Raw genomic sequence first — 25,426 nt, forward strand, 5'->3', positions numbered from 1 at the left:
AACAAAAAACGGGGCAGGAAAAGGGACAACCACGCCCCCGCGCCCCGCACAGCACGCCCCCCCCCCCCCCCCCCCCCCCCCCCCCCCCCCCCCCCCCCCCGACCGGTCCGGACGACCGGCTACTTCTTCACCGTCAGCCGCGCAGCGACGGGCAGGTGGTCGCTGCCGGTGCGCGGGAGGGTCCAGGAGGCCTCCGGCGTGATCCCGCGGACCATGATCTGGTCGATGCGGGCCATCGGGAACCGGGCCGGCCAGCTGAAGCCGAAGCCGTCCCCCGCCGCGCCCTGGGTGGAGCGCATCTGCGAGGTGACCTCGGACAGGGCCCGGTCGTTCATGGTGCCGTTGAGGTCGCCGAGCAGGATGACCTTCTTCAGCGGTTCGGCGGCGAGCGCGGCGCCCAGGGCGTCGGCGCTGTTGTCGCGCTGGTTGGCGGTGAAGCCGGCGTTGAGCTTGACCCGGACGGAGGGCAGGTGGGCGGCGAAGACGGCGATCCGGCCGTAGGGGCTGTCCACGGTGGCGCGCATGGCGCGGGTCCAGCCCATCTTGATGTCGACGGGCGAGCTGGCACTCAGCGGGTACTTGCTCCACACGCCGACCGTGCCCTCGACGGAGTGGTACTTGTACGTGCCCGCCAAGGCCTCCTCGTAGACGGGGACGACGCTGCCCTTGAGCTCGGTCAGGGCCAGGACGTCGGCCCCGGACTTCGCGACCCTGGCCGCCGTGCCGCGCGGGTCGGGGTTGTCGGCGTCGACGTTGTGGGTGGCGACCGTCAGGTTGCCGCCGGAGCCGGACTTGTCGAGGACGAGGCTGCCGAAGATGTTCACCCATACGACGGCCGTCAGCAGTATCGCGATCAGCGCGGTGGCCGACTTGCGGATCACGGCGGCGGCGAGCAGGAGCGGGACGGCCAGGCCCAGCCAGGGCAGGAAGGTCTCGGTGAGGCTGCCGAGGTTGCCGACGTCGTTCGGCAGCTCGGCGTGGAAGATCATGACCAGCGAGATCAGGGCGGCCAGGGCCGCGGTCACGATCCCGCGCCGCCAGATGCCCCTGTCTCTGCGCAGCCCGGCCAGTCGGCGCCGGAGGCGGGATCCGGAGGGCTCGGGCTCCGAGCCGCCGTTCCCCGTCTCCGTCATGTACGCCTGTGCCATGCCACTGCCCTCGCTGCCGTGCTTGCGCTCCGTCCCCGCTCCTTGACCCTAGGCGATGGACGCAGCCTTCCGTGCCGTTGTTCCGGCCGTACGTCCGGGAGGACGAACGGCCGTGTGGCCGGAGTTCCGCTTGTCACGAAACGCGTACATTGGCTCTCGCGCGCGTCGAACCGCCGCAGAGGGGACCATGAGGGGGCCAGGAGTGGTCCTGGTGTGAGCCAGGAGTGTGACGCACAGGTCTTCGCGCCACTTTCGCCACGGCCCGGGCAGGTGCCACCATGGTGGGTGAGTCCGGGGACGCCGTAAGGGCGCCTCGAGATGACATCAAGGAGCAGTTGCAATGACGCATGCCGTTTCGCCTGCCCGCGAATCCGCCTCCCCCACTCTGTACGGAGGCACGGGCACCCGGCGGATCACCGTCCGCGACCTCACCCTCGCCAAGGAGCGCGGCGAGAAGTGGCCCATGCTCACCGCCTATGACGCGATGACCGCGTCCGTCTTCGACGAGGCCGGCATCCCGGTCATCCTCGTCGGCGACTCCATGGGCAACTGTCACCTCGGCTACGAGACCACCGTCCCCGTGACGATGGACGAGATGACCCTGCTGTCGGCCGCCGTCGTACGGGGCACGAGCAGGGCCCTGGTCATCGGCGACCTGCCGTTCGGCTCGTACCAGGAAGGCGCCGTGCAGGCGCTGCGCAGCGCCACCCGCCTGGTGAAGGAGGCCGGCGTCGGGGCCGTGAAGCTCGAGGGCGGCGAGCGCTCGCTGCACCAGACCGAGCTGATCGTCCAGTCCGGCATCCCCGTCATGTCCCACCTGGGCCTGACCCCGCAGTCCGTGAACGCCATGGGCTACCGGGTGCAGGGCCGCGGCGACGAGGCCGCGCACCAGCTGCTGCGCGATGCCAAGGCGGCGCAGGACGCGGGCGCCTTCGCGGTGGTGCTGGAGCTGGTCCCGGCCGAGCTGGCCGCCGAGGTCACCCGGTCCCTGCACATCCCGACGGTCGGCATCGGCGCCGGCGCGGAGTGCGACGCGCAGGTGCTGGTGTGGACGGACATGATGGGCCTGACCGGCGGGAAGATGCCGAAGTTCGTGAAGCAGTACGCGAACCTCCGCGCGACCATGGGCGACGCGGCGAAGGCCTTCGCCGAGGACGTGGTCGGCGGAACGTTCCCGCAGGCCGAGCACAGCTTCCACTGATCGATCAGCGCCCCGTCCGACAGCCCGCCGACGCGTCGTCGGCGGGCTGTCGGCTTCCTGTCGGCGGCCTGTCGGTCCGCTGTCGGTGCGTTGTCGGTGGCGGATGGTCCCATGGTGCCCATGACGCGAAACGACAAGAATCCCCTGAACGGCTCGAACGCCGTCGAGGTACGGGGACTGGTCAAGCACTACGGCGAGACCAAAGCCCTGGACGGTGTCGACCTGGACGTCCGCGAGGGCACGGTCCTCGGGGTCCTCGGGCCCAACGGCGCCGGCAAGACCACCCTCGTGCGCTGCCTCTCCACCCTGATCGTCCCGGACGCCGGGACCGCGACCGTCGCGGGCTACGACGTGGTCCGCCAGCCGCGGCAGCTGCGCCGCACCATAGGCCTGACCGGCCAGTACGCCTCGGTCGACGAGAAGCTCTCCGGCTGGGAGAACCTCTACATGATCGGCCGGCTCCTCGACCTGTCCCGCAAGGACGCCCGGTCGCGCGCCGACGAGCTGCTCGAGCGGTTCTCGCTGACCGACGCCGCCAAGAAGGCCGCGATGAACTACTCCGGCGGCATGCGCCGCCGGCTCGACCTGGCCGCCTCCATGATCGGCCGCCCGGCCGTGCTGTACCTGGACGAGCCGACCACCGGCCTGGACCCCCGTACCCGCAACGAGGTGTGGGACGAGGTGCAGCGGATGGTCGCCGAGGGGGCCACCGTCCTGCTCACCACGCAGTACATGGAGGAGGCCGAGCAGCTCGCGAGCGAGCTGACGGTCATCGACAAGGGCAAGGTCATCGCCAACGGCAAGGTCGACGAGCTGAAGGCCCGGGTCGGCGGCCGGACCCTGAAGATCCGCCCCGTCGCCGCTTCCGACCTGCCGGGCATGGCCCGTGCGCTGGCGGAGGCCGGGCTCGACGGCGTGGCCGGTTCCCAGGCCGTGCCGGACGAGGGCGTGCTGCTGGTCCCGATCCTGAGCGACGAGCAGCTGACCGCCGTGGTCGGCCTGCTGGCCGCCCGCGGGTACGCGATCGCCGACCTCGGCACGTACCTGCCCAGCCTGGACGAGGTGTTCCTGGCCATCACCGGCCAGCGGCCCACCTCCTTCGAGGACTCCGTTCCCACCGAGAAGACCGAGGAGGTCGCGGCATGAGCACCGTAACCACGACGAAGCCCGCCCCCACCGCGCCCGCTCCGGCCCCGGTGGACGGCCGCTCCGGCGAGGGCCGCATCGGCCTGCGCGCCAACCTGCGGCACATCGGCGCCCTGGTGCGCCGCAACGCGCTGCAGATCAAGCAGGACCCCGAGTCGATGTTCGACGTCCTGTTCATGCCGATCATCTTCACGCTGCTGTTCGTGTTCGTCTTCGGCGGCGCGATCTCCGGCAAGGGCCAGCAGGAGGCGTACGTCAACTACGTCGTCCCGGGCCTGATGGCCATGATGGGCATGAACATCGCCATGGGCGTCGGCACCGGCGTCAACGACGACTTCAAGAAGGGCGTGATGGACCGCTTCCGGTCCATGCCGATCGCCCGGTCGTCCGTCCTGATCGCCAAGATCGTCGTCGAGCTCGGCCGGATGATGGTCGCCATCGCGATCCTGCTCACCGTGGGCTTCATGCTCGGCCTGTCGATCAAGACCTCGGTGTTCGACCTGTTCCTGTCGATCGGGCTGTCGGCGGTCTTCGGCGCCTCGCTGATGTGGATCTTCATCCTGCTCGGTCTGACCATGAAGACCGCGCAGGCCGTCCAGGGCATGGCGATGCTCGTCCTGATGCCCCTCCAGTTCGGCAGCTCGATCTTCGCCCCGCCGTCGACCATGCCCGGCTGGCTGCAGACCTTCACGGACTACAACCCGCTGTCCAACCTGGCCGACGCGGCCCGCGGCCTGATCAACGGCGGTGCGGTCGCCCACCCGGTGACGGTGACCCTGATCTGGTCGGTGGCCATCACGGCGGTCACCATGCCGCTCGCCGTCCGCAAGTTCCGCCAGAAGACCTGATCCGGGTCGTCGGTCCGTTCCGGATCGCGTCCCGGACGGACCCCGCACGGGGGGCCGGGTCAGACGAGGGCGGTGGCCTCCTCCAGGGTGAGGCCGCCGCCTTCGGCGTACGCGGACGCGTACGCGGCCTCGCCGAGCGCGGCCCGCGTCAGCTCCTCGGCCCGGGCGGCGTCCTCGCGTTCCGTGGTGATCGGGAAGTGCTGGTGCGGCAGCAGGGCCCGGTACGCGCCGAGCAGCCGGGCGGCGTCGTACGCGTGCTGCGGGCCGCCGAGGCCGGCGTGGGAGAGGGCCGCCGTGAGCAGGTACACGGCGGGCAGCTGCGGGGCGACCATCAGGGCGAGCGGGTCCTGGGCCGTCCCCATGGCCTGCCGGAGCAGGGCGAGGGCCTCCGTGTACTTGCCCTCCTGGTTCTCCAGCCAGGCCATCGTGCCGAGCAGGAACCCGTCGAAGATGGCGAACGCTCCGAACGCGAACTCGTCGCGCAGCACCTGGATCTGGGCACGGGCCTCGGGGATGCGGCCGGTGCGGCCGTAGATGCCGGCGAGGAACATCCGGGCGGCCGGCATGGCCTCGTTGCCGTAGCTCCGGGGGGTGCTCACGATCTCGTCGAGGAGCTCCTCGGCCTCGGCGACCGCGCCGGTCTCGACGAGGGTGCCGGCCATCCGCGCGCGCAGGACCGTGACCTGGGACGGGGCGCCGAGCCGCTCGGCGTGCTCGATCGCGGCTCGGAAGTCTTCGGCGGCCGCCGCGTACTCGCCCCGCTTCTCCCGGGATTCGGCGCGGGCGGAGAGGGCTTCGGCGCAGCCCCAGTCGTCGCCGAGCGACTCGAACAGGGCGTGGCTCTCGTCGGCGTCGCGGGCCGCGTCTCCGGACCAGGCGGCCCGGTTGGCCAGCACGTTGGCCCGTACCTGGAGGGCGGCGGCCAGCTCCCAGCGGTAGTCCAGCTCCCGGGCGGTGTCGACGGTGGCGTCGAGGACCTGCTGGAGCAGGCCGGAGTCGCCGGCGATCATGACGGCGTAGATCCACAGGCCCCCGGGGGTTCGGCAGGTCTGCGGCAGGCCGGGCCGGTAGGCTGCGACGATCCCCTCGATCTGGCCCCGGACCTCGGGCGCGCTCCAGCTCTCGTTGGTCTGGTCCCGCGAGGTGAGCTGGATCAGCCGGATGCCGCGCCAGGCCTCGGTGAGCAATTCCCCGGAGTACGGCGGGGGCGCGTCCACGAGCTGTGCGTACACCGGCTCGGCGGGGGTGACGGGCAGGGCGAAGGGGTCGGGGACGAGCGCGCCGGCGGCGGCGGACCAGTGCCGGGCCTCGGCGCGCAGGTCGTGCATCTGCCAGTACCAGGCGAGGGAGTGGACCAGGCAGAGCACCTCGTCGGTGTCGCGGGAGGCGAGGGCGCGGCGCAGTGCGGTACGGAGGTTCTCGTACTCGGCGGCGAACCGCTCCGTGGCCTCGCGCTGGTGGCGGCCGCGCAGCAACGGCTCGGTGGTGCGGGCGAGTTCGCGGTAGTACGTGAGGTGGCGCCGCTCGGTGTCGGCGCGGTCCCCGGCGGCCTCGGCCAGCCGCTCGGCGGCGTACTCGGCGACGGTCTCGAGGAGCCGGTAGCGCATGGCGCCGCTCTGGCCGGGGGCGGCGACGACGAGGGACTTGTCGACGAGGGAGCCGAGGACGTCGAGCGTGTCGGGCTCGGCGCACACGGCTTCGGCTGCGGCCACGTCGCAGCCGCCGGCGAAGACGGAGAGCCGGCGCAGGACGGTGCGCTCGGGCTCGTCGAGGAGGTCCCAGGACCAGTCGACGACGGCGCGCAGGGTCTGCTGGCGGGGCAGAACGGTACGGGCGCCGCTGGTCAGGAGCCGGAAGCGGTCGTCGAGGCGGTCGGCGATCTGGCGCGGGGTGAGCAGCCGCAGCCGGGCGGCGGCCAGCTCGATGGCGAGCGGCAGCCCGTCGAGGCGGCGGCAGATCTCGGCGGCGGCCTCGCGGTCGTCCTCGACGCTGAACCCGGGCCGGGCGGCGGCCCCCCGGTCGCCCAGGAGCCGGAGCGCGACGGGGTCGGGCAGCGGTTCCACCGGTCGCAGCAACTCTCCCGGCACGCCGAGGGGTTCGCGGCTGGTGGCCAGGATCCGGACGCCGGGGCAGCGCGCGAGGAGCTCTTCGGCCAGCTCGGCGGCGGCGCCGACGACGTGCTCGCAGTTGTCCAGGATCAGCAGCATCCGCCGCCGCACGCAGTGCTCCGCGAGCCGGTCGAGGGGCTGGTCCCCGGCGCGGTCGGTCAGCGCCCGCAGCTCCTCGGCGGCCGCGCCGCGCAGCTTGGTCTCCCGCGCGCCGAGCGCGGTGAGCGCGGCCTCGGCGACGTCCTCGGGATCGTCCACGGGAGCCAGCTCCACGAACCACACCCCGTCGGGCCAGGCCTCGGCGGCGCGCTCGGCGGCCTCCTGGGACAGCCGGGTCTTCCCGGCCCCGCCGGGCCCGAGCAGCGTCACGAGCCGGGCCCGCGCCAGATCCTCCCGGATGACCCGGATGTCCCCCTCCCGGCCCACGAAACTGGTCAGCCGCACCCGCAGATTCCCCTGCCCGGGCGGTACGAACGCACCGGCTGCCGCGCCGCCCGGGCCCTGGGCCGGGGCCGGTTGCCGCGGAGCGGAGGGGGCGGCCGGGGCGGCCCCGGCGGGGCTTTGCGCCGGGGTCGGGGCCGGGGGCTGCGCGGCGTGCGGGGCGGGGGGCGAAGCCGGGGACGGGGCCAGGAGGGAAGCGTGGAGGGCTTGGAGGGCCGGTCCCGGGTTGGTGCCCAGGCGGGCGGCGAGGGTGCGGCGGACGGTGTCGTAGGCGGCCAGTGCTTCGGCCGGGCGGCCCGTGCCCCGCAGCGCGCGGATCCGCAGGACCTGGAGCGGCTCGTCCAGCGGGCGCTGCTCGCACAGGGCGGTCAGCTCCGGGAGGGCGCGCTCGGCCTCGCCCAGGGCCAGGGCCGCCGCGAGCCGGCCCCGGCGCGCGTCCAGACGTACGGCCTCCCACCTGCCGGACTCGGCCGCCGGGTCCGGCAGATCCGCCAGTGCCGGGCCGCGCCACAGTGCCAGGGCCTCGTCGTACAGGCCGGCCGCCTCCGCCGGGTCCTGCGCCGCCGCTGCGGCCCGCGCGAGCCGCTCGAAGCGGTACAGGTCGACGTCCTCGCGCCCCGCGACCAGCAGGTATCCGCCCTCCGCCGACCGCACCGCCCCGTGCCCCAGTGCCCTCCGCAGCCGCGCCACCAGCGCCTGCAGCGCGGCCGGGGCATCCGCCGGCCGGTCCCCGTCCCACACCTCGGCCACGAGCAGGTGCACCGGCACCGCCCGCCCCGGGCGCAGCGCGAGCGCCGTCAGCAGCGCCCGCAGGCGCGCTCCGCCGACGGCGACGGGGGTCCCGTCGTCGCGGATGGCCTGGGCCGTACCGAGAATCGCGTAGCGCACCGGCCCATTGTCCCTGGCCCCACCCCCGACCCCGTACTCCTTTTGGCCGCATGCCCGGGGTAGGTTTCGCCGCATGGGTCATCAGGGCAGCCGCAGCGAGCGGCAGATCAGTTCCGTATTCCTCGGTATCGCCGCCGTCATGGCGGTCACCGGGTGGGCCGTGTGGACGGGGTACTCGACGAGCACCGGGCTCGCCGTGTTCCTCTTCGTGACCTCGGCCTGGATCGTCTCGCTCTGCCTGCACGAGTACGCGCACGCCCGCACCGCCCTGCACAGCGGCGACCTCAGTGTCGGGGCCAAGGGCTACTTGACGCTGAACCCGCTGAAGTACACGCACGCGCTGCTCAGCATCATCCTGCCGGTGATCTTCGTGATCATGGGCGGGCTGGGCCTGCCCGGCGGCGCCGTGTACATCGAGCGCGACCGGATCCAGGGCCGCTGGAAGCACAGCCTGATCTCGGCGGCGGGCCCGCTGACCAACGTGGCCTTCGCGATCGTCTGCACGGCGCCGTTCTGGCTGAACGCCCTCGACGGCGTCCCGCTGCCGTTCCGCTTCGCGCTCGCCTTCCTCGCGCTGCTCCAGGTCTCGGCGGCGATCCTGAACTTCCTGCCGGTCCCGGGTCTGGACGGCTACGGGATCATCGAGCCCTGGCTCTCGTACCGGATCCGCCGCGAGGTGGCGCCGCTGGCGCCGTTCGGGCTGATCGCCGTCTTCGCGCTGCTGTGGATCCCGGAGGTCAACGGGTTCTTCTTCGACGTGGTGCGCGATCTGCTGGCCTCGCTGGGCGTGTCGGACCTCGAGACCTACTGCGGCCGCGACCTCTACCGCTTCTGGCAGGACGCGAACGGCTTCTGCACGGCCCCGCAGTAGGCGGCTACCCCGCGGAGCGCGCGGCCTTCTCGGCCTTCGCCTTGCGCAGGTAGTACCAGGCCATGTTGGACGTGAGTCCGGCCAGCAGCACCCAGACGATCCCCAGGAAGCTGCCCTCCACGAAGGCGACCACGGCCGCGGCCACGGACAGCACGCAGACGACGATGGCGAACACGGCAAGGCGGGGCATGGGGAAACAGCTCCTCGGCGACACGGAACGGGTAGAGCCCCTCCAGTGTCCCCCATGCCCTGCAGTGCTCCCGTAAAGCCCCGCGCACTCCGCTTCCGCCCCCTGTTTCGCCGTTTCCCGATCTCCCGCCCACCACGCCGCGCCAACGACGTCGCCCTCGAGGGCACCGCCGTGGTGGACGTCAAGATCGACGGGCGGCGCAAGCACAAGGTCAGCCTCTGGCACCTGTCGTGGGCCGAGGTGGCCCACCAGGCCCAGATGCTGATCCGCCACGAGGGCGTGGGCAACGCCGCGCACGCCTGGCTGCTCCAGGAGCTGCTGGCGTACCTCCAGCACGAGCAGTCCGGCTGCCACGGATTCCAGAACATGGGAGCCGCCTGGGTGCCCGTACGCAAGGGCATCGAGGACGAAACCCTCGCCACCGACGATGCGCGCGCCGTCGAGGTGGTCGAGAGCCGGGAGCGGCTGATCCGCCAGGTCTGCCTGCGCCTGGGCGGCGAACTCGGCCAGAAGGCGCTCCCCGTACAGCGCGTCCGGCGCGGCAGCGATCCGCAGGCGCGCCGCAGCGCCGCCGCGGAGAAGCTGTGCCGGGACGGGCGGCTCTCCGCGGAGCTGCGCATCGACGGGACGAGCAGCGTCGTCGCCGTGACCGCCGATCTGCGGACGGGGAAGGTCCGCACCACGGTCGACGTGCCGGCGCCGGAGGGCTCGTATCCGCTGACCACCGTCAAGCGGCTGGTCCGGCTGCTGGCCGAGGCGCCCGCGGACCTGCACGTGGAGACCCTCGTCGAGGGCGGGAACGGGCCGCGCGGCACCCTGGAGCGGCTGCGCCCCGAGCCGGGCGACCTGCTGCCCAAGGGCGGCGCGCCGCTCAGCGGGTTCCGGCTGTCGCTGATCAAGGGCATGGGCAACACCCGCGGGAACACGGAGTCCGGGTTCATCCGCAGCGTCGACGAGGCCGTGGACCGCTTCTACCAGGGGGTGGTGGCGCATCTGGGTCCCGTCGAGGCGCGCGCCGGGAGCCGCCGGGGCTGAACCGCGGGGCCCCTGTGCCCGGCGGCCGCTCCGAAGGCGGCCGCCGGGCACAGGGGCGGGTGGCTCAGACGTCCGTGACGCGCAGGCCCGTGTGGGCCTTGTAGCGGCGGTTGGCGGAGATCAGGTTGGCGACGAGCGACTCCACCTGGTGGGCGTTGCGCAGGCGGCCCGCGAAGACCCCGCGCATCCCCGGGATACGCCCGGCCAGGGCCTGCACGACGTCCGTGTCGGCGCGGGATTCGCCGAGGACCATCACGTCGGTGTCGATCTCCTCGACGGACTCGTCCTGGAGCAGGACCGCCGAGAGGTGGTGGAAGGCCGCCGTCACCCGGGAGTCGGGGAGCAGGGCGGCGGCCTGCTGGGCCGCGCTGCCCTCGTCGACGTGGAGGGCGTACGCACCCTGCTTGTCGAAGCCGAGCGGGTTGACGCAGTCCACCACGAGCTTGCCCGCGAGGTCCTCGCGGAGGGCTTCGAGGGTCTTCGCGTGGCCCTCCCACGGCACCGCGATGATCACGATGTCGCTGCGGCGCGCGCACTCGGCGTTGTCCGCGCCCTCCACGCCGAGGCCCAGTTCGTCGGCGGCGCTCTGAGCGCGGTCGGCGGCGCGGGAGCCGATGATCACCTTCTGGCCGGCCCGGGCGAGCCGGTAGGCCAGGCCCCGGCCCTGGTCGCCGGTGCCGCCGAGGACGCCGACGACGAGGCCGGAGACGTCCGGCAGGTCCCACGGGTCCTTGGCCGGCGCCTTGGCCGGCGCCGTCGCGGGGGGAGTCTGAGTGCTGTCTGTGGAGGTCATGGGGGCGAGGGTAGTGCCGGGATCCGCAGAGTCGAACGGGAACGGGGCTGCGCCCGGCCGGGCGGAGCGGGGCGAAGCGCTCCCGCAGGTCCCTTCCATGCGGCAGGATGCCGACATGGACGCCGTGAGGGTCGCGCTGCTGCGCGAGGTGCTCGCCGGTACGCAGTGGCCCGGTGAAGCGCGCCGCTTCGCGGGATCGCTGCGGCGCTCCGTCTCGCCGGCCGGCGGGAACCTGCTGCTGGTCGGGACCGAGCAGTACGAGCCCTGGCACCTGGCGGCGCACCTGGTGGACGAGGCCGCCTGGTCGGGGCTGCCGGAGCTGGCGCCCACGCTCGTACGCCACCGCGTGCTGCCCGGGGAGCCGGCGCACCTGTCGGTGGGGCTGGGCCGGCTGGAGGCGGCCCGGCGCGGGCACACCCTGTTGGTGGTGGCGCCGGAGCAGCCCGGGGCGGGGCTGCTGGAGCGGGTGCACGACGCCCGGCGCGCGGGGGCGACCGTACTGTCCCTGGACGGTGGGGATCCGGATCTCGCCGCGCTCGCGCACGACGCCCTGTCCGTACGGGAAGGGGCCGGCGAGCTGGACCTGGACACCGTGCAGCACCTGGTCAGCGCGGCGGCCGGGGAGAACGGCCTGCCGGTCCAGCGCGGCGGGCCGCGGCGGCTGCGGGACCGGCTGGCGCGGCTGGCCGACCAGCTGACCGCGCCGCCGCTCAGCCGCTGGTAGAGGCCCCACGGGGCCCGGAGCCCTGGGGCCCTACGGCCCTACGGCGCCCTACGGCCCTACGGGGCGGCCGTGCCCTCGCCCTCGTCGCGGGACTTGTCGTTCCACTTGGGGTCGTTCTGCCATTCGAGATTGCGTTCCTCGGCGGTCTCCATGGCGTGCGCCGCCTCCTCCGGCGAGGTGTACGGGCCGAAACGGTCCTTCGCCGGGCACTCCGGACCTTCCTCGACCTTGCGGTGGACCAGGCAGTAGTACCACTCGCCGGGTTTGCCCACCTGACGCTTCTTGAACAGGGCCATCGTCCTCGGGCTCCTCTCGATACCTCTCGATACCGTTCTCTGCCGCCATGCTGCCCCATCCCCGCTGGATACACTCGCTTGCATGTCTGGCCAGTCGCTGCTCGTACCAGGCGAGCTCTCTCCCGCCCGTTCCGTTCCCGGAAACATCCGCCGGCCCGAGTACGTGGGCAGGCCCGCGCCCACTCCGTACACCGGACCGGAGGTGCAGTCCGCCGCGACCATCGAGGCCATGCGCATCGCCGGCCGGATCGCCGCCCAGGCGATGGAAGAGGCCGCCAAGCTGATCGCTCCGGGGGTGACCACCGACGAGCTGGACCGGGTCGCGCACGAGTACATGTGCGACCACGGCGCCTACCCGTCGACGCTGGGCTACCGGGGCTTCCCGAAGTCCCTGTGCTCCTCGGTCAACGAGGTCATCTGCCACGGCATCCCCGACTCCACCGTCCTGCGCGACGGCGACATCGTGAACCTCGACGTCACCGCGTTCATCGGCGGCGTGCACGGCGACAACAACGCCACGTACCTGTGCGGTGAGGTGGACGAGGAGTCGCGGCTGCTGGTGGAGCGCACCCGCGAGGCCCTGAACCGGGCGATCAAGTCCGTCAAGCCGGGCCGCCAGGTCAACGTGATCGGCCGGGTCATCGAGTCGTACGCGAAGCGCTTCGGCTACGGCGTGGTCCGGGACTTCACCGGGCACGGCATCAACTCGTCCTTCCACTCCGGCCTGATCATCCCGCACTACGACAGCCCGCACGCCACGACGGTCATCGAGCCCGGGATGACCTTCACGATCGAGCCGATGCTGACCCTGGGCACGCACGAGTACGACATGTGGGCCGACGGCTGGACCGTCGTGACGAAGGACCGCAAGCGCACCGCGCAGTTCGAGCACACACTGGTGGTGACGGACACGGGAGCCGAGATCCTCACCCTGCCGTAAGGGCCGGAGAGCCGGAAAACGGGAGGACCTGTCGGAGAATCTTCGCCGGAGGTGTTTTACCGACACCGCGTCGGGAAGACATTGACTTAGGTAAGCCTAAGCACGAGGATCGGGCGTGGCGGACGTGCCGTCACGCCCGGCGGGCCCGCCCGCCCCCCGTCCCGTCTCCGGAGGATTGTCTTGGACGCCTTCTCCACGGTCATCCGTGTCGCGTCGCACGAGCAGCACACCGAGGCAGAGACCTCGACCTTCATGAGCGACCTGCTCGGCGGCCGGCTCGGGGTGGACGCGTACACGCGGTACACCGAGCAGCTGTGGTTCGTGTACCGGGCCCTGGAGGACGCGGCCGAGTCCCTGAAGGACGACCCGGTGGCCGGCCCGTTCATACGGCCCGAGCTGATGCGCGTCGCCGAGATCGAGCGCGACCTGGCGCACCTGCGCGGGCCGTCCTGGCACGAGACGCTGATCGCGCTGCCCGCCACCGAGTCCTACGCGGCCCGCGTGGCGCAGTGCGCGGCCACCTGGCCGGGCGGCTACGTCGCCCACCACTACACCCGCTACCTGGGCGACCTCTCCGGCGGCCAGATCATCCGCGACAAGGCGGAGCGGACGTGGGGCTTCACGCGCAAGGGCGACGGCGTCCGGTTCTACGTCTTCGCGGAGATCGCCAACCCCGCGGCCTTCAAGCGGAGCTACCGCGAGCTGCTGGACGCGATCGCCGCGGACGACCTGGAGAAGCAGCGCATCATCGACGAGTGCAAGCGCGCCTTCGACTTCAACGGCGCGGTCTTCCGCGAGCTCGGCCGGGAGTTCCCGCTGAGCGCCTGACGCGCTCCGGCCTCCACCGCGGGGTCCGCACCGAGTCGGTGCGGACCCCGCGGTGCGTGCCTACTCGGTCCGCGCCTCGGGCAGCTTCGCGAAGCGGACGCGGCCGCCGATCTCGACGGTGCCGTCCGGGCCGGGCGCGGTGAGGATCTGGGAGCCCGCGCCCTGGGTGATGTTCAGGGCGCGGTTCAGCTCGGCGGTCAGCAGTATCGCGGCGGATCCGGTGGCCTCGTCCTCGGCGATGACCCCGTCGGGGCGGCGCGGGAAGCCGCGGGCCCGGATACGGCCCGCGGTCTCGTCCTCCCAGGCCCAGGCGTACAGCCAGCCCTCGCCGGGCGGCGGCGCGGGCAGCGCGTCGACCTCGGCGGGGCTCGCGTACTGCTCGGTGCGCTTGCCCTCGACCCACTCGGGGCGGGCCGTGATCCAGGTGAACTCCCCGTCGTCACGGGCCCATACGGAGCCGGCCGGCGGCTGGAGCTCCTCGATGTCGAGCAGCCAGGCGACCCCGACCAGCGGATGGCCGGCGAAGGTCATCCGCGTCCCGGGCGTGCGGATGTCGACGACCCCGCGTTCGGGGTCGTCGACGAACACCGTCTCGCTGTAGCCGAGTTCGGCGGCCAGCGCCTGCCGCGACGCATCGTCGGGGCAGGTCCGGCCGTCACGTACGACGCCGAGCAGGTTGCCGTGGCGCCCGTCGCCCGCGCAGAAGACCTTGAGCACATCTAGATCGTTCACGCGGAAATTGAAACACGGTTCAGATCTGGACGGCGCTCCGCCGGCGCGCGAGGAACACCGCGCCGGCACCCGCCGCGACGGCCGCGCCCGAGGCGGCGAGCAGGGCTCCGGCCGGGAGTTCGGCGCCGGTGCTGGCGAGGTTCCCGCCGACGCTGCCGCCGCCTACGGAGGCGCCCGGGCTGCCGGAGTTCGGGGTGGGGCCGCCGCCCGCCGGGAGGGCGGCGCCCTTGTCCACCGCCACGGAGAGGCCCAGCGGGTCGATCGCGTCTCCGGCCTTGTACGGGGACCCGGTGGTGTCGTTGGCGAAGGAGGCGGCGCCCTCGGCGGTGAAGACGGCCGGAACCGGGCTCAGCGCCAGTACGCCGTCCTTGGTCTTGTAGTCCGCCTTCGACAGGTCGAGCGTGGCGAACGGGACGTCCGTCTTGCTGCCGGAGGCGTTCTTGACGTCCACGTAGAGGGTGCCGGTCTTGCCGGCGGCGGCGACGCGGGGGTTGGCGAAGGTCACGTCGATGCCGTGGGCCGCGTACTGGAAGCGCAGGTTCCCCTCGAAGGAGGCGTTCAGCGTCTGCTTCTTCGCGTCCAGCTCGCCCTTGCCGAGGGCGAAGTCGAAGAGGTCGCCGTTCTTGGCGGCGCCGCCGGCCGGGGTGATCGAGCCCGCGCTCAGGACGTAGGTGCGGAAGGACTCCTTCACGCCCCACGTCAGCTTGGCACCGAGGATCTTTTGCGGGCCGTCGGCCGGAACCGTGGGCGTCGCGGAGGGGGTCGCCGACTTCGTCGGGGCCGGAGAGGGGGCCTCCGACGTCGTGGGGGTCGGGGAGGGGCTGGGCGGGGCGGGCTTCTCGAACTCCAGCTTCGCGGTGAGCGGGTCGCCCGCCTTGTTCTCGTACGAGGCCGAACCGAGCGCGTCCGCGGCCTCCTTGGTGAGGGTGGTCGCGAGGCCCTCCGTCGACCGGCCGGCGAAGGCCACCGTGGCCAGCGGCACGTCCTGGGTCGTGGCGCTGCCCTTGGTGACGTCCGCGGTGACCTTCTTGGTGCCGGTGTCGATGCGGAAGTCCGAGAGCTTGACCTCGAAGCCGTGGCCGGCCGGCGGGGCGGGCGAGGAGAAGGTGACGCTGCCCTTGAAGACGGCCTTCACGACGTGTCCGGCGGCAGGCTCGTACTGTCCGGTCGGCGCGCCGAAGCGCAGGCTGCCGTCCTCGTTCTGCTTGGCGCCGTCGGCCACGGTGATGGCGCCCTTGGCCATGCCGGTCACGTAGGCGCGGTAGCCGGCGAGCACACCCCAGTCGAGGGTGCCGCCGACGATCTTCACCGGGGCGGTCGGGGGACCGTCCGCGGCCGTGGCGGGCAGGACGAAGGCGGTGGCGCCGAGTGCGGCGGCGGTGGCGGTGGCGACGACGGCCGCGAGGGCGAGCGGACGGCGGGACGAGGACATTGCAGGGGCCTCCTGAGGGGCAACGGGGGTGGCTGACGGGGGTGAGGTGGAGGGCCGTCGGGGACGGGCGCGAGGGTCAGGGCTTGGGCTGCTGCGCGTCCGCGGCATCGGCGGGGCCGTCCGGGTCGCCGGGGCCGGACGGGGCGCCAGCGCCGGACGGGTCGCTGGGGCCGGACGGGTCGGCGGGGCCGGAGGGGTCGGCCGGCGTGACCGGGTCGTCCGGGCCCGCCGCGTCGCCCGCGGCGGCCTCCGTACGGCGGGTGCGGCGCAGCACGAGGTGGACCGCGCCGCCGGCCAGGACCAGGACGGCCACCCCGAGGGCGGCGTAGAGCCCGGCGTTCGAGGGCTCCGCCTCCTTCCGGGATCGGCGCGTACGGGATTCCCGTCGCGGACGTGCTCGGCTCCGTGCAGCACCGGCTGGGGCTCGGCGGAGCCGCGCTCGACCGGGTCGGCGAGAGCGTGCTGTGGAACGTACGGCTCCCCCGGGTCGTGCTCGCGCTGCTCGTCGGCGCGAGCCTGGGCTGCGCGGGGGCCCTGATGCAGGGGGTGTTCGGCAATCCGCTCGCCGAGCCCGGCGTCATCGGGATCTCCGCGGGCTCCGCCGTCGGCGCGGTCGCCGCCATCGGACTCGGGCTCAGCTTCTTCGGCAACTGGACCGTCACCGCCTGCGCGTTCGCCGCCGGGCTCGTGACCGTCGCCTCCGTCTACCTCCTCTCCCGCAACGGCGGCAAGACCGAGGTCGTCACCCTCATCCTCACGGGCATCGCCGTCAACGCCTTCGCCGGCGCCCTGATCGGCCTGTTCGTCTTCTTCGCGGACAGCGGCCAGGTCAACCAGATCACCTTCTGGCAGCTCGGCTCCCTCGCCCAGGCCACCTGGCCCAAGGTGCTCGCCGTCCTGCCCTGCGCGCTCGCCGGCCTGCTGGTCGCCCCCTTCCACGCCCGCGAGCTGGACCTGCTCTCGCTCGGCGAGCGGCCCGCCCGCCACCTCGGCGTGGACGTGGAGCGGCTGCGCCTCGCGCTCATCCTCGTCGTCGCGCTGCTCACCGCGGCGGCCGTCGCCGTGGCCGGCGTCATCACCTTCGTCGGGCTGCTCGTCCCGCACCTGCTGCGCATGGCGAACGGCCCCGGCCACCGCTTCCTGGTCCCGGGCAGCGCCCTCGCCGGCGCCGTGGTGCTGCTCGGGGGCGATCTGGCCGCCCGGACCATCGCCCGGCCCGCCGAGCTGCCGCTCGGTGTGCTGACCGCCCTGATCGGCAGCCCGTTCTTCTTCTGGCTGCTGCGTCGCACCCGCCGCAGGCAAGGAGGCTGGGCGTGAGCATCCCGTTCCTGCGGCGCAGCAGACGCAGCATCCCCGTCCGGCCGTCCCCCGGCGCCGCCTTCGCCGAGGCCGTCGGCCTCCACGTCCGGCTCGGCGAGCGCGCGGTGCTGGCCGGGATCGACCTGACCGCGCGGGCCGGCGAGGTGTTGGCCCTGGTCGGCCCGAACGGCGCCGGCAAGTCCACCCTGCTGGCCGCCCTCGCGGCGGATCTGCCCGCCGCCGAGGGCCTCGTACGGATCGACGGGCGCCCGGTGGACGACTGGGCCGCCCCGGATCTGGCCCTGCGCCGGTCCGTGCTCCCCCAGTCGGCGGAGATGTCCTTCCCGTTCCCCGTCGGGGACGTCGTACGGATGGGCCGCGCCCCCTGGGCCGGCACCCCGCTCGCCGACTGCGACGAGGAGGCGGTGGCCGCCGCCATGGCCGCGACGGAGGTGGCCGGCTTCGCCGCCCGCCCCTTCTCCGCGCTCTCCGGCGGCGAACGGGCCCGGGTCGCGCTGGCCCGCGTACTGGCCCAACAGGCCCCGCTGCTGCTGCTCGACGAGCCGACCGCGGCCCTGGACCTGCGCCACCAGGAGCTGGTGCTGCGGATCTGCCGGGAGCGGGCCGCGGCCGGGGACGCGGTGGTGCTCGTCCTGCACGACCTGGGCCTGGCCGCCGCGTACGCCGACCGGGCCGCCGTACTGCACGAGGGGCGGATCGTGGTGGACGGCCCGCCGGCCGAGGTGTTCGGGGACGAGTTGCTGAGCCGGGTCTACCGGCAGGCGGTCGAGGTCCTCCCGCATCCGCGGACCGGGGTCCCGCTCGTGGTCCCCGTACGGGACGAGGGCCGTTCCGCCGCGACGACCGCTGTTCCGCCGTACGGAAGAGTCATGTCGGCTTGACCTCGGCTTGACCTTTCCTTGGGTTGCTCCTGAAGGGGCCGTGACGGCCCCGTGTCCGGCAGCCGTTCGTGTGGCCTGAATCACTGGACGCGCGGGCATGGGTCAGGTAAGCCTCGGTTAAGTTAGGTCCGCCTCACCGGCCGCCCCTCTTGATCGGGGCGGCCGTCTGCCGAACGCCAGACAGCCAGGAGCCCCCATGCGTCCCGCCCGCCTCACCGTCCTCACCGCGGTCGCCGCCGTGTGCGCGCTCACCGCCGTCACCGGCTGCGCCGAGAAGAGTGGCGACGGCGACGGGGCCGTCAAGATCGCCGCCTCCGACAGCGCGTGCGAGGTCTCCAAGACGGAGTTCCCGGCCGGCAAGGTCACCCTCGAGGTCGAGAACAAGGGCTCCAAGGTCACCGAGGTCTACGTCCTCTTCCCGGACGACCGCATCGTCGCCGAGCGCGAGAACATCGGCCCCGGCACCAAGGCCTCCATCACCGCGGAGATCAAGGCCGGCGACTACGAGATCGCCTGCAAGCCCGGCATGAAGGGCGACGGCATCCGCCAGAAGGTCAAGGCCACGGGCAACGGCGCCGCCGAGAAGCGCAGCCCCGAGCTGGACGCCGCGGTCGCCGAGTACCGCAAGTACGTGCAGGAGCAGGCCGACCAGACCCTCCCGAAGGCGCAGGCCTTCGCGGACGCGGTCAAGGCCGGTGACGTCGAGGCCGCCAAGAAGGCGTACGCCGGGTCCCGCATCGGCTGGGAGCGCACCGAGCCGGTCGCCGAGTCCTTCGGCGACATCGACCCGAAGGTCGACGTCCGCGAGGACGGCCTGGAGGCCGGCCAGGACCCGGCGAAGGACTGGACCGGCTGGCACCGCCTGGAGAAGGCCCTGTGGGTCGACAACAAGATCGGCGACGACGAGAAGAAGCTCGCCGACACGCTGATCACCGACCTCACCGACTGGCAGAAGAAGGTCGGCCAGGCGGAGATCACCCCCACCTCGATGGCGAACGGTGCCAAGGAGCTGCTGGACGAGGTCGCCAGCGGCAAGGTCACCGGTGAGGAAGAGCGCTACAGCCACACCGACCTGGTCGACTTCAAGGCCAACGTCGAGGGCGCCCAGAAGGCGTACGAGCTGCTCAAGCCGGTCGCCGCGAAGAACGACCCGGCCCTGTCCGCGGAGCTGGACAAGCAGTTCGCCGCGATGAACACGCTGCTCGACAAGTACCGCGCCGACAAGAACACCTACGAGTTCACCTCGTACGAGACCGTCGGCCCGGACCAGCGCAAGGAGCTCTCGGACGCGGTCAGCGCCCTCGGGGAGCCGCTGTCCAAGCTTGCCGCCGCCGTCGCCAAGTAACGCGTATCAGGGGTACAGGGGTAACGGACATGTCTGACGAAACCAGCACCACCGGCGAGGCCACCGAGGCCGCCGCCGCGGACGCCGCCGGTGAGGCGACCGGCGGGCCGTCCCGCCGGGCCGTGCTCGGCTGGGGCGGTGCCGGGCTCGCGCTCGGCGCCGCAGCGGCGGGCGGTACGGTCGCCGCGCTCACCGACACCACGGACGCCGTTCCGGCTGCGCTCAGCGGTTCCGCCGTGCCCTTCCACGGCAGGCACCAGGCCGGTATCGCCTCCGCCGTCCAGGACCGGCTGCACTTCGCCGCGTTCGACGTGAAGACGAAGGACCGCGCGGAGCTCGTCCAGCTCCTCAAGGACTGGACGCGGGCCGCCGAGCGGATGACCGCCGGACTCCCCGTCGGCGAGGGCGCCGTCGGCGGCATGCCCGAGGCCCCGCCGGACGACACGGGCGAGGCCCTCGGCCTCAAGCCCTCCCGCCTCACCCTCACCATCGGTTTCGGCCCGGGCCTCTTCGCCAAGGACCGCTTCGGCCTGGAGGGCAGGCGCCCCGAAGCCCTGGTCGACCTCGAGGCGTTCCCCGGCGACAACCTCGACCCGGCCAAGAGCGGCGGCGACCTCTGCGTCCAGGCCTGCGCGGACGACCCCCAGGTCGCCGTGCACGCCATCCGCCAGCTCGCCCGCATCGGCTTCGGCAAGACCGCGGTGCGCTGGTCCCAGCTCGGCTTCGGCAAGACCTCCTCCACCACCCCGGACGAGCAGACCCCGCGCAACATGATGGGCTTCAAGGACGGCACCCGGAACATCGCCGGCACCGACACCGCCGCCCTCGACAAGCACGTGTGGGTCGCGGACGAGGCCAAGGGCGACTCGGCGTGGATGGCCGGCGGCTCCTACCTGGTCGCCCGCCGGATCCGCATGAACATCGAGATCTGGGACCGCACTCCGCTCCAGGAGCAGGAGGACATCTTCGGCCGCGACAAGGCCGAGGGCGCGCCGGTCGGCAAGTCGAAGGAGCGCGACGAGCCGTTCCTGAAGGCGATGAAGCCGGAAGCGCACGTCCGCCTCGCCCACCCGGACAGCAACAGCGGGGCCACCATCCTGCGCCGCGGCTACTCGTTCACCGACGGTTCGGACGGACTGGGCCGCCTCGACGCGGGCCTGTTCTTCCTCGCCTACCAGCGCGACGTCCGCAAGGGCTTCGTCCCGATCCAGCGCAACCTGGCCAAGAACGACGTGCTCAACGAGTACATCCAGCACGTCAGCTCGGCCGTCTTCGCCATCCCGCCGGGCGTCCGCGACAAGGACGACTGGTGGGGCCGGGCGCTGTTCGCGTAGTTCCGGCAGCACGGAAAGGAACCGACGTGTTCAGCAATTACCTGATCGGCCTGCGCGAGGGGCTCGAGGCCAGCCTGGTCGTCTGCATCCTCATCGCGTACCTGGTGAAGACCGGGAACAAGGACAAGCTGGGGCCGCTGTGGCTCGGCGTCGGCCTCGCGGCCGCGCTCAGCCTGGCCTTCGGCGCGGGGCTCGAGTTCGGCACCTCGGAGCTGACGTTCCAGGCGCAGGAGGCGATCGGCGGCAGCCTGTCGATCGTCTCGGTGGGCCTCGTGACGTGGATGGTCTTCTGGATGAAGCGCACCGCGCGGCACATGAAGGCCGAACTCCAGGACAAGCTCGACGCGGCCCTCGCGATGGGTACGGGCGCCCTGGTGACGACGGCGTTCCTGGCCGTCGGCCGGGAGGGCCTGGAGACCTCGCTGTTCGTGTGGCGGTCGGTCCACGCGGCCGGGAACGGCGCGGGTCCGCTGGTGGGCGTGCTGCTCGGGATCGGCTCGTCGATCCTGCTGGGCTGGCTGTTCTACCGCGGTGCGCTGAAGATCAACCTGTCCAAGTTCTTCACCTGGACCGGCGGGATGCTGGTCGTGGTCGCCGCGGGCGTGCTCGCGTACGGGGTCCACGACCTCCAGGAGGCCGAGTTCCTGCCCGGCCTCATGAACAGGGCCTTCGACGTCACCTCGGCGGTCCCGCCGGACAGCTGGTACGGGACGCTGCTGAAGGGCACGTTCAACTTCCAGCCGGACCCGACCTGGCTCCAGGTCGCGGTGTGGCTGCTGTACCTGGTCCCGACGCTGCTCCTGTTCCTCGGGGTGCCCGGCCGTACGACGGCTGCGGCGGCCCCGGCGAAGGCGGTCTCCGCGGAGGCCGAGACCAGCAGCTCGTAGGCATCGCCAGTCATGCGGAAGGGGCCCGGATCGGGATGATCCGGGCCCCTTCCGCATGCCCGGGCCGGTTCACCAGAGGCGGTCGACGAGCCCCGGGTACAGGGCGATCCGTGCTCCCGCGAAGGCGGCGGGATCGGTGTCCGGGCCGGGGAAGTCGGCCAGGACCTCCTTGGCGAAGCCGGGCGCGTCCGTGGCCAGCGGCTCCTCGGGCGTCCCGCCGACCAGTACGGTCCCGGGCAGCCGGGTGAAGCCGGCCGCCTCGTAGAAGGGGACGAGCGGCCGGTCGCAGCTGAACAGCACCAGGTCCACGCCCGGGTCGGCGGCCAGCGCCGCGCGGGCCGCGGCCACGAGCCGGCCGCCGTACCCGCGGCCCCGCGCGGTCTCCCGGGTCACCACCGCACTCAGCCCGGCGGCGCGGTACGTACGCCCCGCGTGCCGGACGGGCTTGTGCAGCAGCGCCAGCGAGGCGGCCACGGTGCCGTCCTCGTCCAGCAGCAGCATCACCCGGGGGGCCAGCGCGGGGTCGTGCCCGGCGCGGGCTCCGGGCCAGGCCTGCGCCTCCAGCGCCGCGACCTGCTCGGCGAGCCCGGCCGGCAGCTCCGCCTCGTCGTACGTCACCACCGCCGTCACGCGCGGGCCACCTCTCCACGGCCCGAGCTCCCGCGCGGGCGGCCCCGGCCGGACGGGCCGCAGAGGCAGCGCGGGCCGCAGAGGCCGGGCGGGCCGCCGGAGTCACCGGGCGCGGGTCGCGGGGTCATCCGATCCGGACCCCGCTGCCCCCCACCCGCACGCGGGGGTCGCCGGCGCGGAGTTCGACCGTCAGGACTCCGGGGCGGCCCATGTCCTCGCCCTGGCGGAGGGTGAGCACCGCGTCCGCCGGGGCCAGGCCGAGCTCGCGCGCGTACGCGCCGAAGGCGGCCGCGGCGGCTCCGGTCGCCGGGTCCTCGACGACGCCGCCGACCGGGAAGGGGTCCCGTACGTCGAACAGGGCCGGGCCCGCCCGGTGCACCAGCTGGACGGTGGTCAGGTCCAGGCGCCGCATCAGCGCCTCCAGCCGGGGGAAGTCGTACGCGAGGTCCGCGAGCCGGGCCCGGGTGGCGGCGCCGAGCACCAGGTGACGGGCTCCGGCGTAGGCGATCCGCGGCGGGACGGCCGGGTCCAGGTCGGCCTCCGGCCAGTCCAGCGCGGCCAGCGCCTCGGCGAGGTCGGCCGGGTCGACGTCCTCGACGTGCGGTTCGACGCTGGTCAGGACGGCCCGCAGGCCGCCCTGCCCGTCCCGGGTCACCGACACCGGCACCGTGCCCGCGGGGGTCGCGAAGACCAGCTCGCCCGGCCCGATCCGCTCGCCCAGCGCGACGGCGGTGGCCACGGTGGCGTGCCCGCAGAAGGGGACCTCCGCCTTCGGGCTGAAGTAGCGCACCGTGAAGGCCCGTCCCGCCTCCCCGCCGAGGCCCTCCGGCGGGGCGGTGAGGAAGGCCGTCTCGCTGTAGCCCAGCTCGGCGGCGATACCGAGCATGTCGGCCTCGTCGAGCCCGGTCGCATCGAGCACGACCCCGGCGGGGTTGCCGCCTGCCGGGTCGTCGGAGAAGGCGGTGTAACGCAGCACGTCAGTCATGATCACCCCAACTCCCGTACCGCTGCCCGCATTCCCGTGGCTCCGGCAGGCCGTCCGTCCGCCCCCGGCCAGGGGATCAGCCGCGCCCGATGTACGGCATCGCCGTCGCCATCACCGTCGCGAACTGCACGTTCGCCTCCAGCGGCAGCTCCGCCATGTGGAGCACCGTGCGCGCCACGTCGGCGGCGTCCATGACCGGCTCCACCGCCAGCTGCCCGTTCGCCTGGAGGATCCCGGTCTGCATCCGCTCGGTCATCTCGGTGGCCGCGTTGCCGATGTCGATCTGCCCGCAGGCGATCCGGTACGGCCGTCCGTCCAGCGAGAGGGACTTCGTCAGGCCCGTCATGGCGTGCTTGGTCGCGGTGTAGGCGACCGAGTTCGGCCGCGGCACGTGCGCGGAGATCGAGCCGTTGTTGATGATCCGGCCGCCCTGCGGGTCCTGCGCCTTCATCTGCCGGAAGGCCGCCTGCGCGCACAGGAAGGACCCGGTCAGGTTGACGTCGACCACCGAGCGCCAGGCCTCGTACGTGAGGTCCTCCAGCGGGACGCCGCCCGGGCCGAAGGTCCCGGCGTTGTTGAAGAGGAGGTCGAGGCGCCCGTGGTGCTCGCGGACCGCGGCGAACAGCGCGGCCACGTCGTCCGGATCGCTCACGTCCGCCCGTACGCACAGCACGTCCGCGTCGGCCCCGGCCGCCTTCGCCGTCTCCTCCAGCGGTTCGGTCCGGCGGCCGGCCACGGCCACCGACCAGCCGGCGGCGGCCAGGGTCAGGGCCACGGAGCGGCCGATGCCGGAGCCCGCTCCGGTGACCAGGGCGATCTTCTTCCCACTTGCGTTCATGGGGCCGCAGGGTACGTCACATGTCGCACCGCTCCACGGACGTTCCGACAGCTGAGAGCATGGGTCGGTCGGGGGTGTGAAAAGACGACGAAAAGACTGGAGTTCCGCATGCCGGAGAGAGGCCCCGCGACGGCCCCCTCGCACGAGCCGTCGCCCGAGACGCCCTCCGCACCGCAGACCGCTTCCGCACGGCAGACCGTTTCCGCGCCGCAGACCGTTTCCGCGCCGCAGACCGTTTCCGCACCGCTCACGTCCGCCCGCCGTACCGGACTGCTCGTCACTTTCATACTCGGCGGGCTCAGCGCCCTCCCCCCGCTGTCCATGGACATGTACCTGCCGGCCCTGCCGGAGGTCACGGACGCCCTGAACAGCCCGGCCGCCACCATCCAGGTCACCCTCACCGCCTGCCTCGCCGGCATGGCACTGGGCCAGCTCGTCATCGGCCCGATGAGCGACAAGTGGGGCCGCCGCCGGCCCCTGCTGATCGGCATGGTCGTCTACGTCCTCGCCACCGCGATCTGCGCCCTCGCCCCGACCGCCGAGCTGCTGATCGGCTTCCGGCTGCTCCAGGGCCTGGCCGGGTCGGCCGCGGTCGTCATCGCCCGGGCCGTCGTACGCGACCTGTACGACGGGGTCGAGATGGCCCGCTTCTTCTCCACGCTGATGCTCATATCCGGCGTGGCCCCGGTCGTCGCCCCGCTCATCGGCGGCCAGGTGCTCCGCTTCTCCGACTGGCGCGGGGTGTTCGTCGTCCTCACGGCCGTCGGCGCCCTGCTCACCCTCGTCGTCTGGCGCAGCCTCGGCGAGACCCTGCCGCCCGGGCAGCGGCAGACCGGCGGCGTGGGCTCCGCGCTGCGGACCATGCGCGGGCTGCTCGCCGACCGGGTCTTCGCCGGGTACACCCTGGCCGGCGGCTTCGCCTTCGCCACGCTCTTCTCCTACATCTCCGCCTCGCCCTTCGTGGTGCAGGAGATCTACGGGGCTTCGCCGCAGGCCTTCAGCCTGCTGTTCGGCCTCAACTCGGTCGGCCTGATCGCCGCCGGGCAGGTCAACGGGAAGCTGCTGGTCGGCCGGGTCCGCCTGGACAAGGTGCTGGCGGGCGGGATCGCCGTCATCACCGCCGCCTCGGTGGCGCTGCTGCTGATGGCGGCCGGGGTGTTCGGGGAGGTCGGGCTGGTCCCGATCGCCGCCGCGCTGTTCGTGCTGATGTCGGCGATGGGCGTGGTGCTGCCGAACACCAACGCGCTGGCGCTGATGCGCACCCCGCACGCGGCCGGGTCGGCCTCGGCCCTGCTGGGCACGTCCTCCTTCCTGGTCGGGGCGATCGCCTCGCCGCTGGTCGGCATCGCGGGCGAGGGCACGGCGGTGCCGATGGCGGTGGTCCAGCTGGTGTGCTCGCTGCTGGCGGCCGCCTGCTTCGCCGGCATGTGCCGCCCGTGGCAGAACCGGGAGTCCGCGGTCTGAGCCGGACGCCCGGGTCCCGGCCGGACGGCACGGGCGGGGGCGGGGGCACAGGCGGGGGCGGCCGCACAGGCGGGGGCACGGGCGGGGGCGGGGGCACGGCGTCCGGGGTGTCCCCGGCGCC

The 25,426-nt window shown here is 73.1% G+C and carries 24 protein-coding genes and 1 pseudogene; 14 read left to right on the plus strand and 11 right to left on the minus strand.

Annotated features, from left to right (window positions below):
• Window positions 1-119 precede the first annotated feature (119 nt).
• Window positions 120-1,148, minus strand: coding sequence for an endonuclease/exonuclease/phosphatase family protein (locus tag ACZ49B_RS04440; protein ID WP_468300321.1), 1,029 nt, complete (start codon window positions 1,146-1,148; stop codon window positions 120-122).
• 340 nt (window positions 1,149-1,488) lie between these two features.
• Here ACZ49B_RS04440 and panB point away from each other — a divergent pair, with 340 nt between their 5' ends.
• The 3 genes from panB (at window position 1,489) to ACZ49B_RS04455 (ending at window position 4,343) form a co-directional block, all read left to right on the plus strand.
• Complete coding sequence (gene panB, locus ACZ49B_RS04445) at window positions 1,489-2,349, plus strand: 3-methyl-2-oxobutanoate hydroxymethyltransferase (RefSeq protein ID WP_468300323.1); 861 nt, start codon at window positions 1,489-1,491, stop codon at window positions 2,347-2,349.
• A gap of 111 nt (window positions 2,350-2,460) precedes the next feature.
• A complete protein-coding gene (locus tag ACZ49B_RS04450; protein ID WP_468300325.1) occupies window positions 2,461-3,495 on the plus strand; it encodes an ATP-binding cassette domain-containing protein in 1,035 nt (344 codons plus the stop codon).
• Window positions 3,492-4,343 (plus strand): ABC transporter permease, encoded by an 852-nt coding sequence (locus ACZ49B_RS04455; protein ID WP_468300327.1) that lies wholly within the window; start codon window positions 3,492-3,494, stop codon window positions 4,341-4,343. Before ACZ49B_RS04450 ends, ACZ49B_RS04455 begins: the two co-directional genes overlap by 4 nt.
• 59 nt (window positions 4,344-4,402) lie before the next feature.
• Here the strand turns inward: ACZ49B_RS04455 and ACZ49B_RS04460 are convergent, their stop codons facing one another.
• Window positions 4,403-7,780: an AfsR/SARP family transcriptional regulator gene (locus tag ACZ49B_RS04460; RefSeq protein ID WP_468300329.1), complete on the minus strand. Its 3,378-nt coding sequence runs from the start codon at window positions 7,778-7,780 to the stop codon at window positions 4,403-4,405.
• Between the two features lie 73 nt (window positions 7,781-7,853).
• On the opposite strand from ACZ49B_RS04460, the gene ACZ49B_RS04465 reads away from it, so the two are divergent.
• Window positions 7,854-8,651 (plus strand): site-2 protease family protein, encoded by a 798-nt coding sequence (locus tag ACZ49B_RS04465; RefSeq protein ID WP_468300331.1) that lies wholly within the window; start codon window positions 7,854-7,856, stop codon window positions 8,649-8,651.
• 4 nt (window positions 8,652-8,655) lie between these two features.
• On the opposite strand, the gene ACZ49B_RS04470 is transcribed toward ACZ49B_RS04465, so the two are convergent.
• On the minus strand, window positions 8,656-8,841 hold the full coding sequence (locus ACZ49B_RS04470) for a hypothetical protein (RefSeq protein WP_030291561.1): 186 nt from the start codon (window positions 8,839-8,841) through the stop codon (window positions 8,656-8,658).
• A 141-nt stretch (window positions 8,842-8,982) separates the two neighbouring features.
• On the opposite strand from ACZ49B_RS04470, the pseudogene ACZ49B_RS04475 reads away from it, so the two are divergent.
• A pseudogene (locus tag ACZ49B_RS04475) lies at window positions 8,983-9,876 on the plus strand (TerD family protein); the annotation flags it as partial.
• 64 nt (window positions 9,877-9,940) lie between these two features.
• Here ACZ49B_RS04475 and npdG read toward each other — a convergent pair.
• Entirely contained in the window at window positions 9,941-10,669 is a 729-nt protein-coding gene (npdG, locus tag ACZ49B_RS04480) for an NADPH-dependent F420 reductase (protein ID WP_468300333.1), read from the minus strand.
• Window positions 10,670-10,784: 115 nt separating this feature from the next.
• Between npdG and ACZ49B_RS04485 the strand changes: the two genes are divergently transcribed.
• Window positions 10,785-11,393, plus strand: coding sequence for a hypothetical protein (locus tag ACZ49B_RS04485; protein WP_468300335.1), 609 nt, complete (start codon window positions 10,785-10,787; stop codon window positions 11,391-11,393).
• Between the two features lie 56 nt (window positions 11,394-11,449).
• Here ACZ49B_RS04485 and ACZ49B_RS04490 read toward each other — a convergent pair whose 3' ends face one another.
• On the minus strand, window positions 11,450-11,689 hold the full coding sequence (locus ACZ49B_RS04490) for a hypothetical protein (protein WP_468300337.1): 240 nt from the start codon (window positions 11,687-11,689) through the stop codon (window positions 11,450-11,452).
• A gap of 82 nt (window positions 11,690-11,771) precedes the next feature.
• Here ACZ49B_RS04490 and map point away from each other — a divergent pair, with 82 nt between their 5' ends.
• Together map and ACZ49B_RS04500 are read left to right on the plus strand one after the other, a co-directional pair.
• Entirely contained in the window at window positions 11,772-12,629 is an 858-nt protein-coding gene (map, locus tag ACZ49B_RS04495; protein ID WP_468300339.1) for a type I methionyl aminopeptidase, read from the plus strand.
• 180 nt (window positions 12,630-12,809) lie between these two features.
• Window positions 12,810-13,457 (plus strand): biliverdin-producing heme oxygenase, encoded by a 648-nt coding sequence (locus tag ACZ49B_RS04500; protein ID WP_468300341.1) that lies wholly within the window; start codon window positions 12,810-12,812, stop codon window positions 13,455-13,457.
• Between the two features lie 60 nt (window positions 13,458-13,517).
• Here ACZ49B_RS04500 and ACZ49B_RS04505 read toward each other — a convergent pair whose 3' ends face one another.
• The 3 genes from ACZ49B_RS04505 to ACZ49B_RS04515 all read right to left on the minus strand — a co-directional run bounded on the left by ACZ49B_RS04505 (window position 13,518) and on the right by ACZ49B_RS04515 (window position 15,934).
• The gene (locus ACZ49B_RS04505; RefSeq protein ID WP_468300343.1) at window positions 13,518-14,189 is read right to left on the minus strand and encodes a PhzF family phenazine biosynthesis protein; all 672 of its coding nucleotides are present in this window, start codon (window positions 14,187-14,189) and stop codon (window positions 13,518-13,520) included.
• Between the two features lie 19 nt (window positions 14,190-14,208).
• Window positions 14,209-15,621 (minus strand): HtaA domain-containing protein, encoded by a 1,413-nt coding sequence (locus tag ACZ49B_RS04510; RefSeq protein ID WP_468300345.1) that lies wholly within the window; start codon window positions 15,619-15,621, stop codon window positions 14,209-14,211.
• A gap of 76 nt (window positions 15,622-15,697) precedes the next feature.
• On the minus strand, window positions 15,698-15,934 hold the full coding sequence (locus tag ACZ49B_RS04515; RefSeq protein WP_468300347.1) for a hypothetical protein: 237 nt from the start codon (window positions 15,932-15,934) through the stop codon (window positions 15,698-15,700).
• Window positions 15,935-16,014: 80 nt separating this feature from the next.
• Here ACZ49B_RS04515 and ACZ49B_RS04520 point away from each other — a divergent pair, with 80 nt between their 5' ends.
• The 5 genes from ACZ49B_RS04520 (at window position 16,015) to efeU (ending at window position 21,388) form a co-directional block, all read left to right on the plus strand.
• Window positions 16,015-16,938: a FecCD family ABC transporter permease gene (locus ACZ49B_RS04520; protein ID WP_468300349.1), complete on the plus strand. Its 924-nt coding sequence runs from the start codon at window positions 16,015-16,017 to the stop codon at window positions 16,936-16,938.
• An 11-nt stretch (window positions 16,939-16,949) separates the two neighbouring features.
• Window positions 16,950-17,822, plus strand: coding sequence for a heme ABC transporter ATP-binding protein (locus ACZ49B_RS04525; protein WP_468300760.1), 873 nt, complete (start codon window positions 16,950-16,952; stop codon window positions 17,820-17,822).
• Window positions 17,823-18,018: 196 nt separating this feature from the next.
• Window positions 18,019-19,167 carry an iron uptake system protein EfeO gene (gene efeO / locus ACZ49B_RS04530; protein ID WP_468300351.1) on the plus strand — a complete coding sequence of 383 codons (1,149 nt, stop codon included), beginning with the start codon at window positions 18,019-18,021 and terminating at the stop codon, window positions 19,165-19,167.
• Window positions 19,168-19,196: 29 nt separating this feature from the next.
• Window positions 19,197-20,501, plus strand: a complete 1,305-nt coding sequence (gene efeB / locus ACZ49B_RS04535; protein WP_468300353.1) for an iron uptake transporter deferrochelatase/peroxidase subunit — start codon at window positions 19,197-19,199, stop codon at window positions 20,499-20,501.
• Between the two features lie 26 nt (window positions 20,502-20,527).
• Window positions 20,528-21,388 (plus strand): iron uptake transporter permease EfeU, encoded by an 861-nt coding sequence (gene efeU, locus ACZ49B_RS04540; RefSeq protein WP_468300355.1) that lies wholly within the window; start codon window positions 20,528-20,530, stop codon window positions 21,386-21,388.
• A 69-nt stretch (window positions 21,389-21,457) separates the two neighbouring features.
• Here the strand turns inward: efeU and ACZ49B_RS04545 are convergent, their stop codons facing one another.
• From ACZ49B_RS04545 to ACZ49B_RS04555, 3 genes are all read right to left on the minus strand, one after another.
• Entirely contained in the window at window positions 21,458-22,018 is a 561-nt protein-coding gene (locus ACZ49B_RS04545) for a GNAT family N-acetyltransferase (protein ID WP_468300357.1), read from the minus strand.
• A 124-nt stretch (window positions 22,019-22,142) separates the two neighbouring features.
• Window positions 22,143-23,003 (minus strand): PhzF family phenazine biosynthesis protein, encoded by an 861-nt coding sequence (locus tag ACZ49B_RS04550; protein ID WP_468300359.1) that lies wholly within the window; start codon window positions 23,001-23,003, stop codon window positions 22,143-22,145.
• 76 nt (window positions 23,004-23,079) lie between these two features.
• A complete protein-coding gene (locus ACZ49B_RS04555; RefSeq protein WP_468300361.1) occupies window positions 23,080-23,841 on the minus strand; it encodes an SDR family oxidoreductase in 762 nt (253 codons plus the stop codon).
• Window positions 23,842-23,949: 108 nt separating this feature from the next.
• Between ACZ49B_RS04555 and ACZ49B_RS04560 the strand changes: the two genes are divergently transcribed.
• Complete coding sequence (locus ACZ49B_RS04560; protein ID WP_468300363.1) at window positions 23,950-25,305, plus strand: multidrug effflux MFS transporter; 1,356 nt, start codon at window positions 23,950-23,952, stop codon at window positions 25,303-25,305.
• The last annotated feature ends 121 nt before the right edge of the window (window positions 25,306-25,426 follow it).

The sequence above is a fragment of the Streptomyces sp. NPDC031132 genome, from assembly GCF_055570595.1.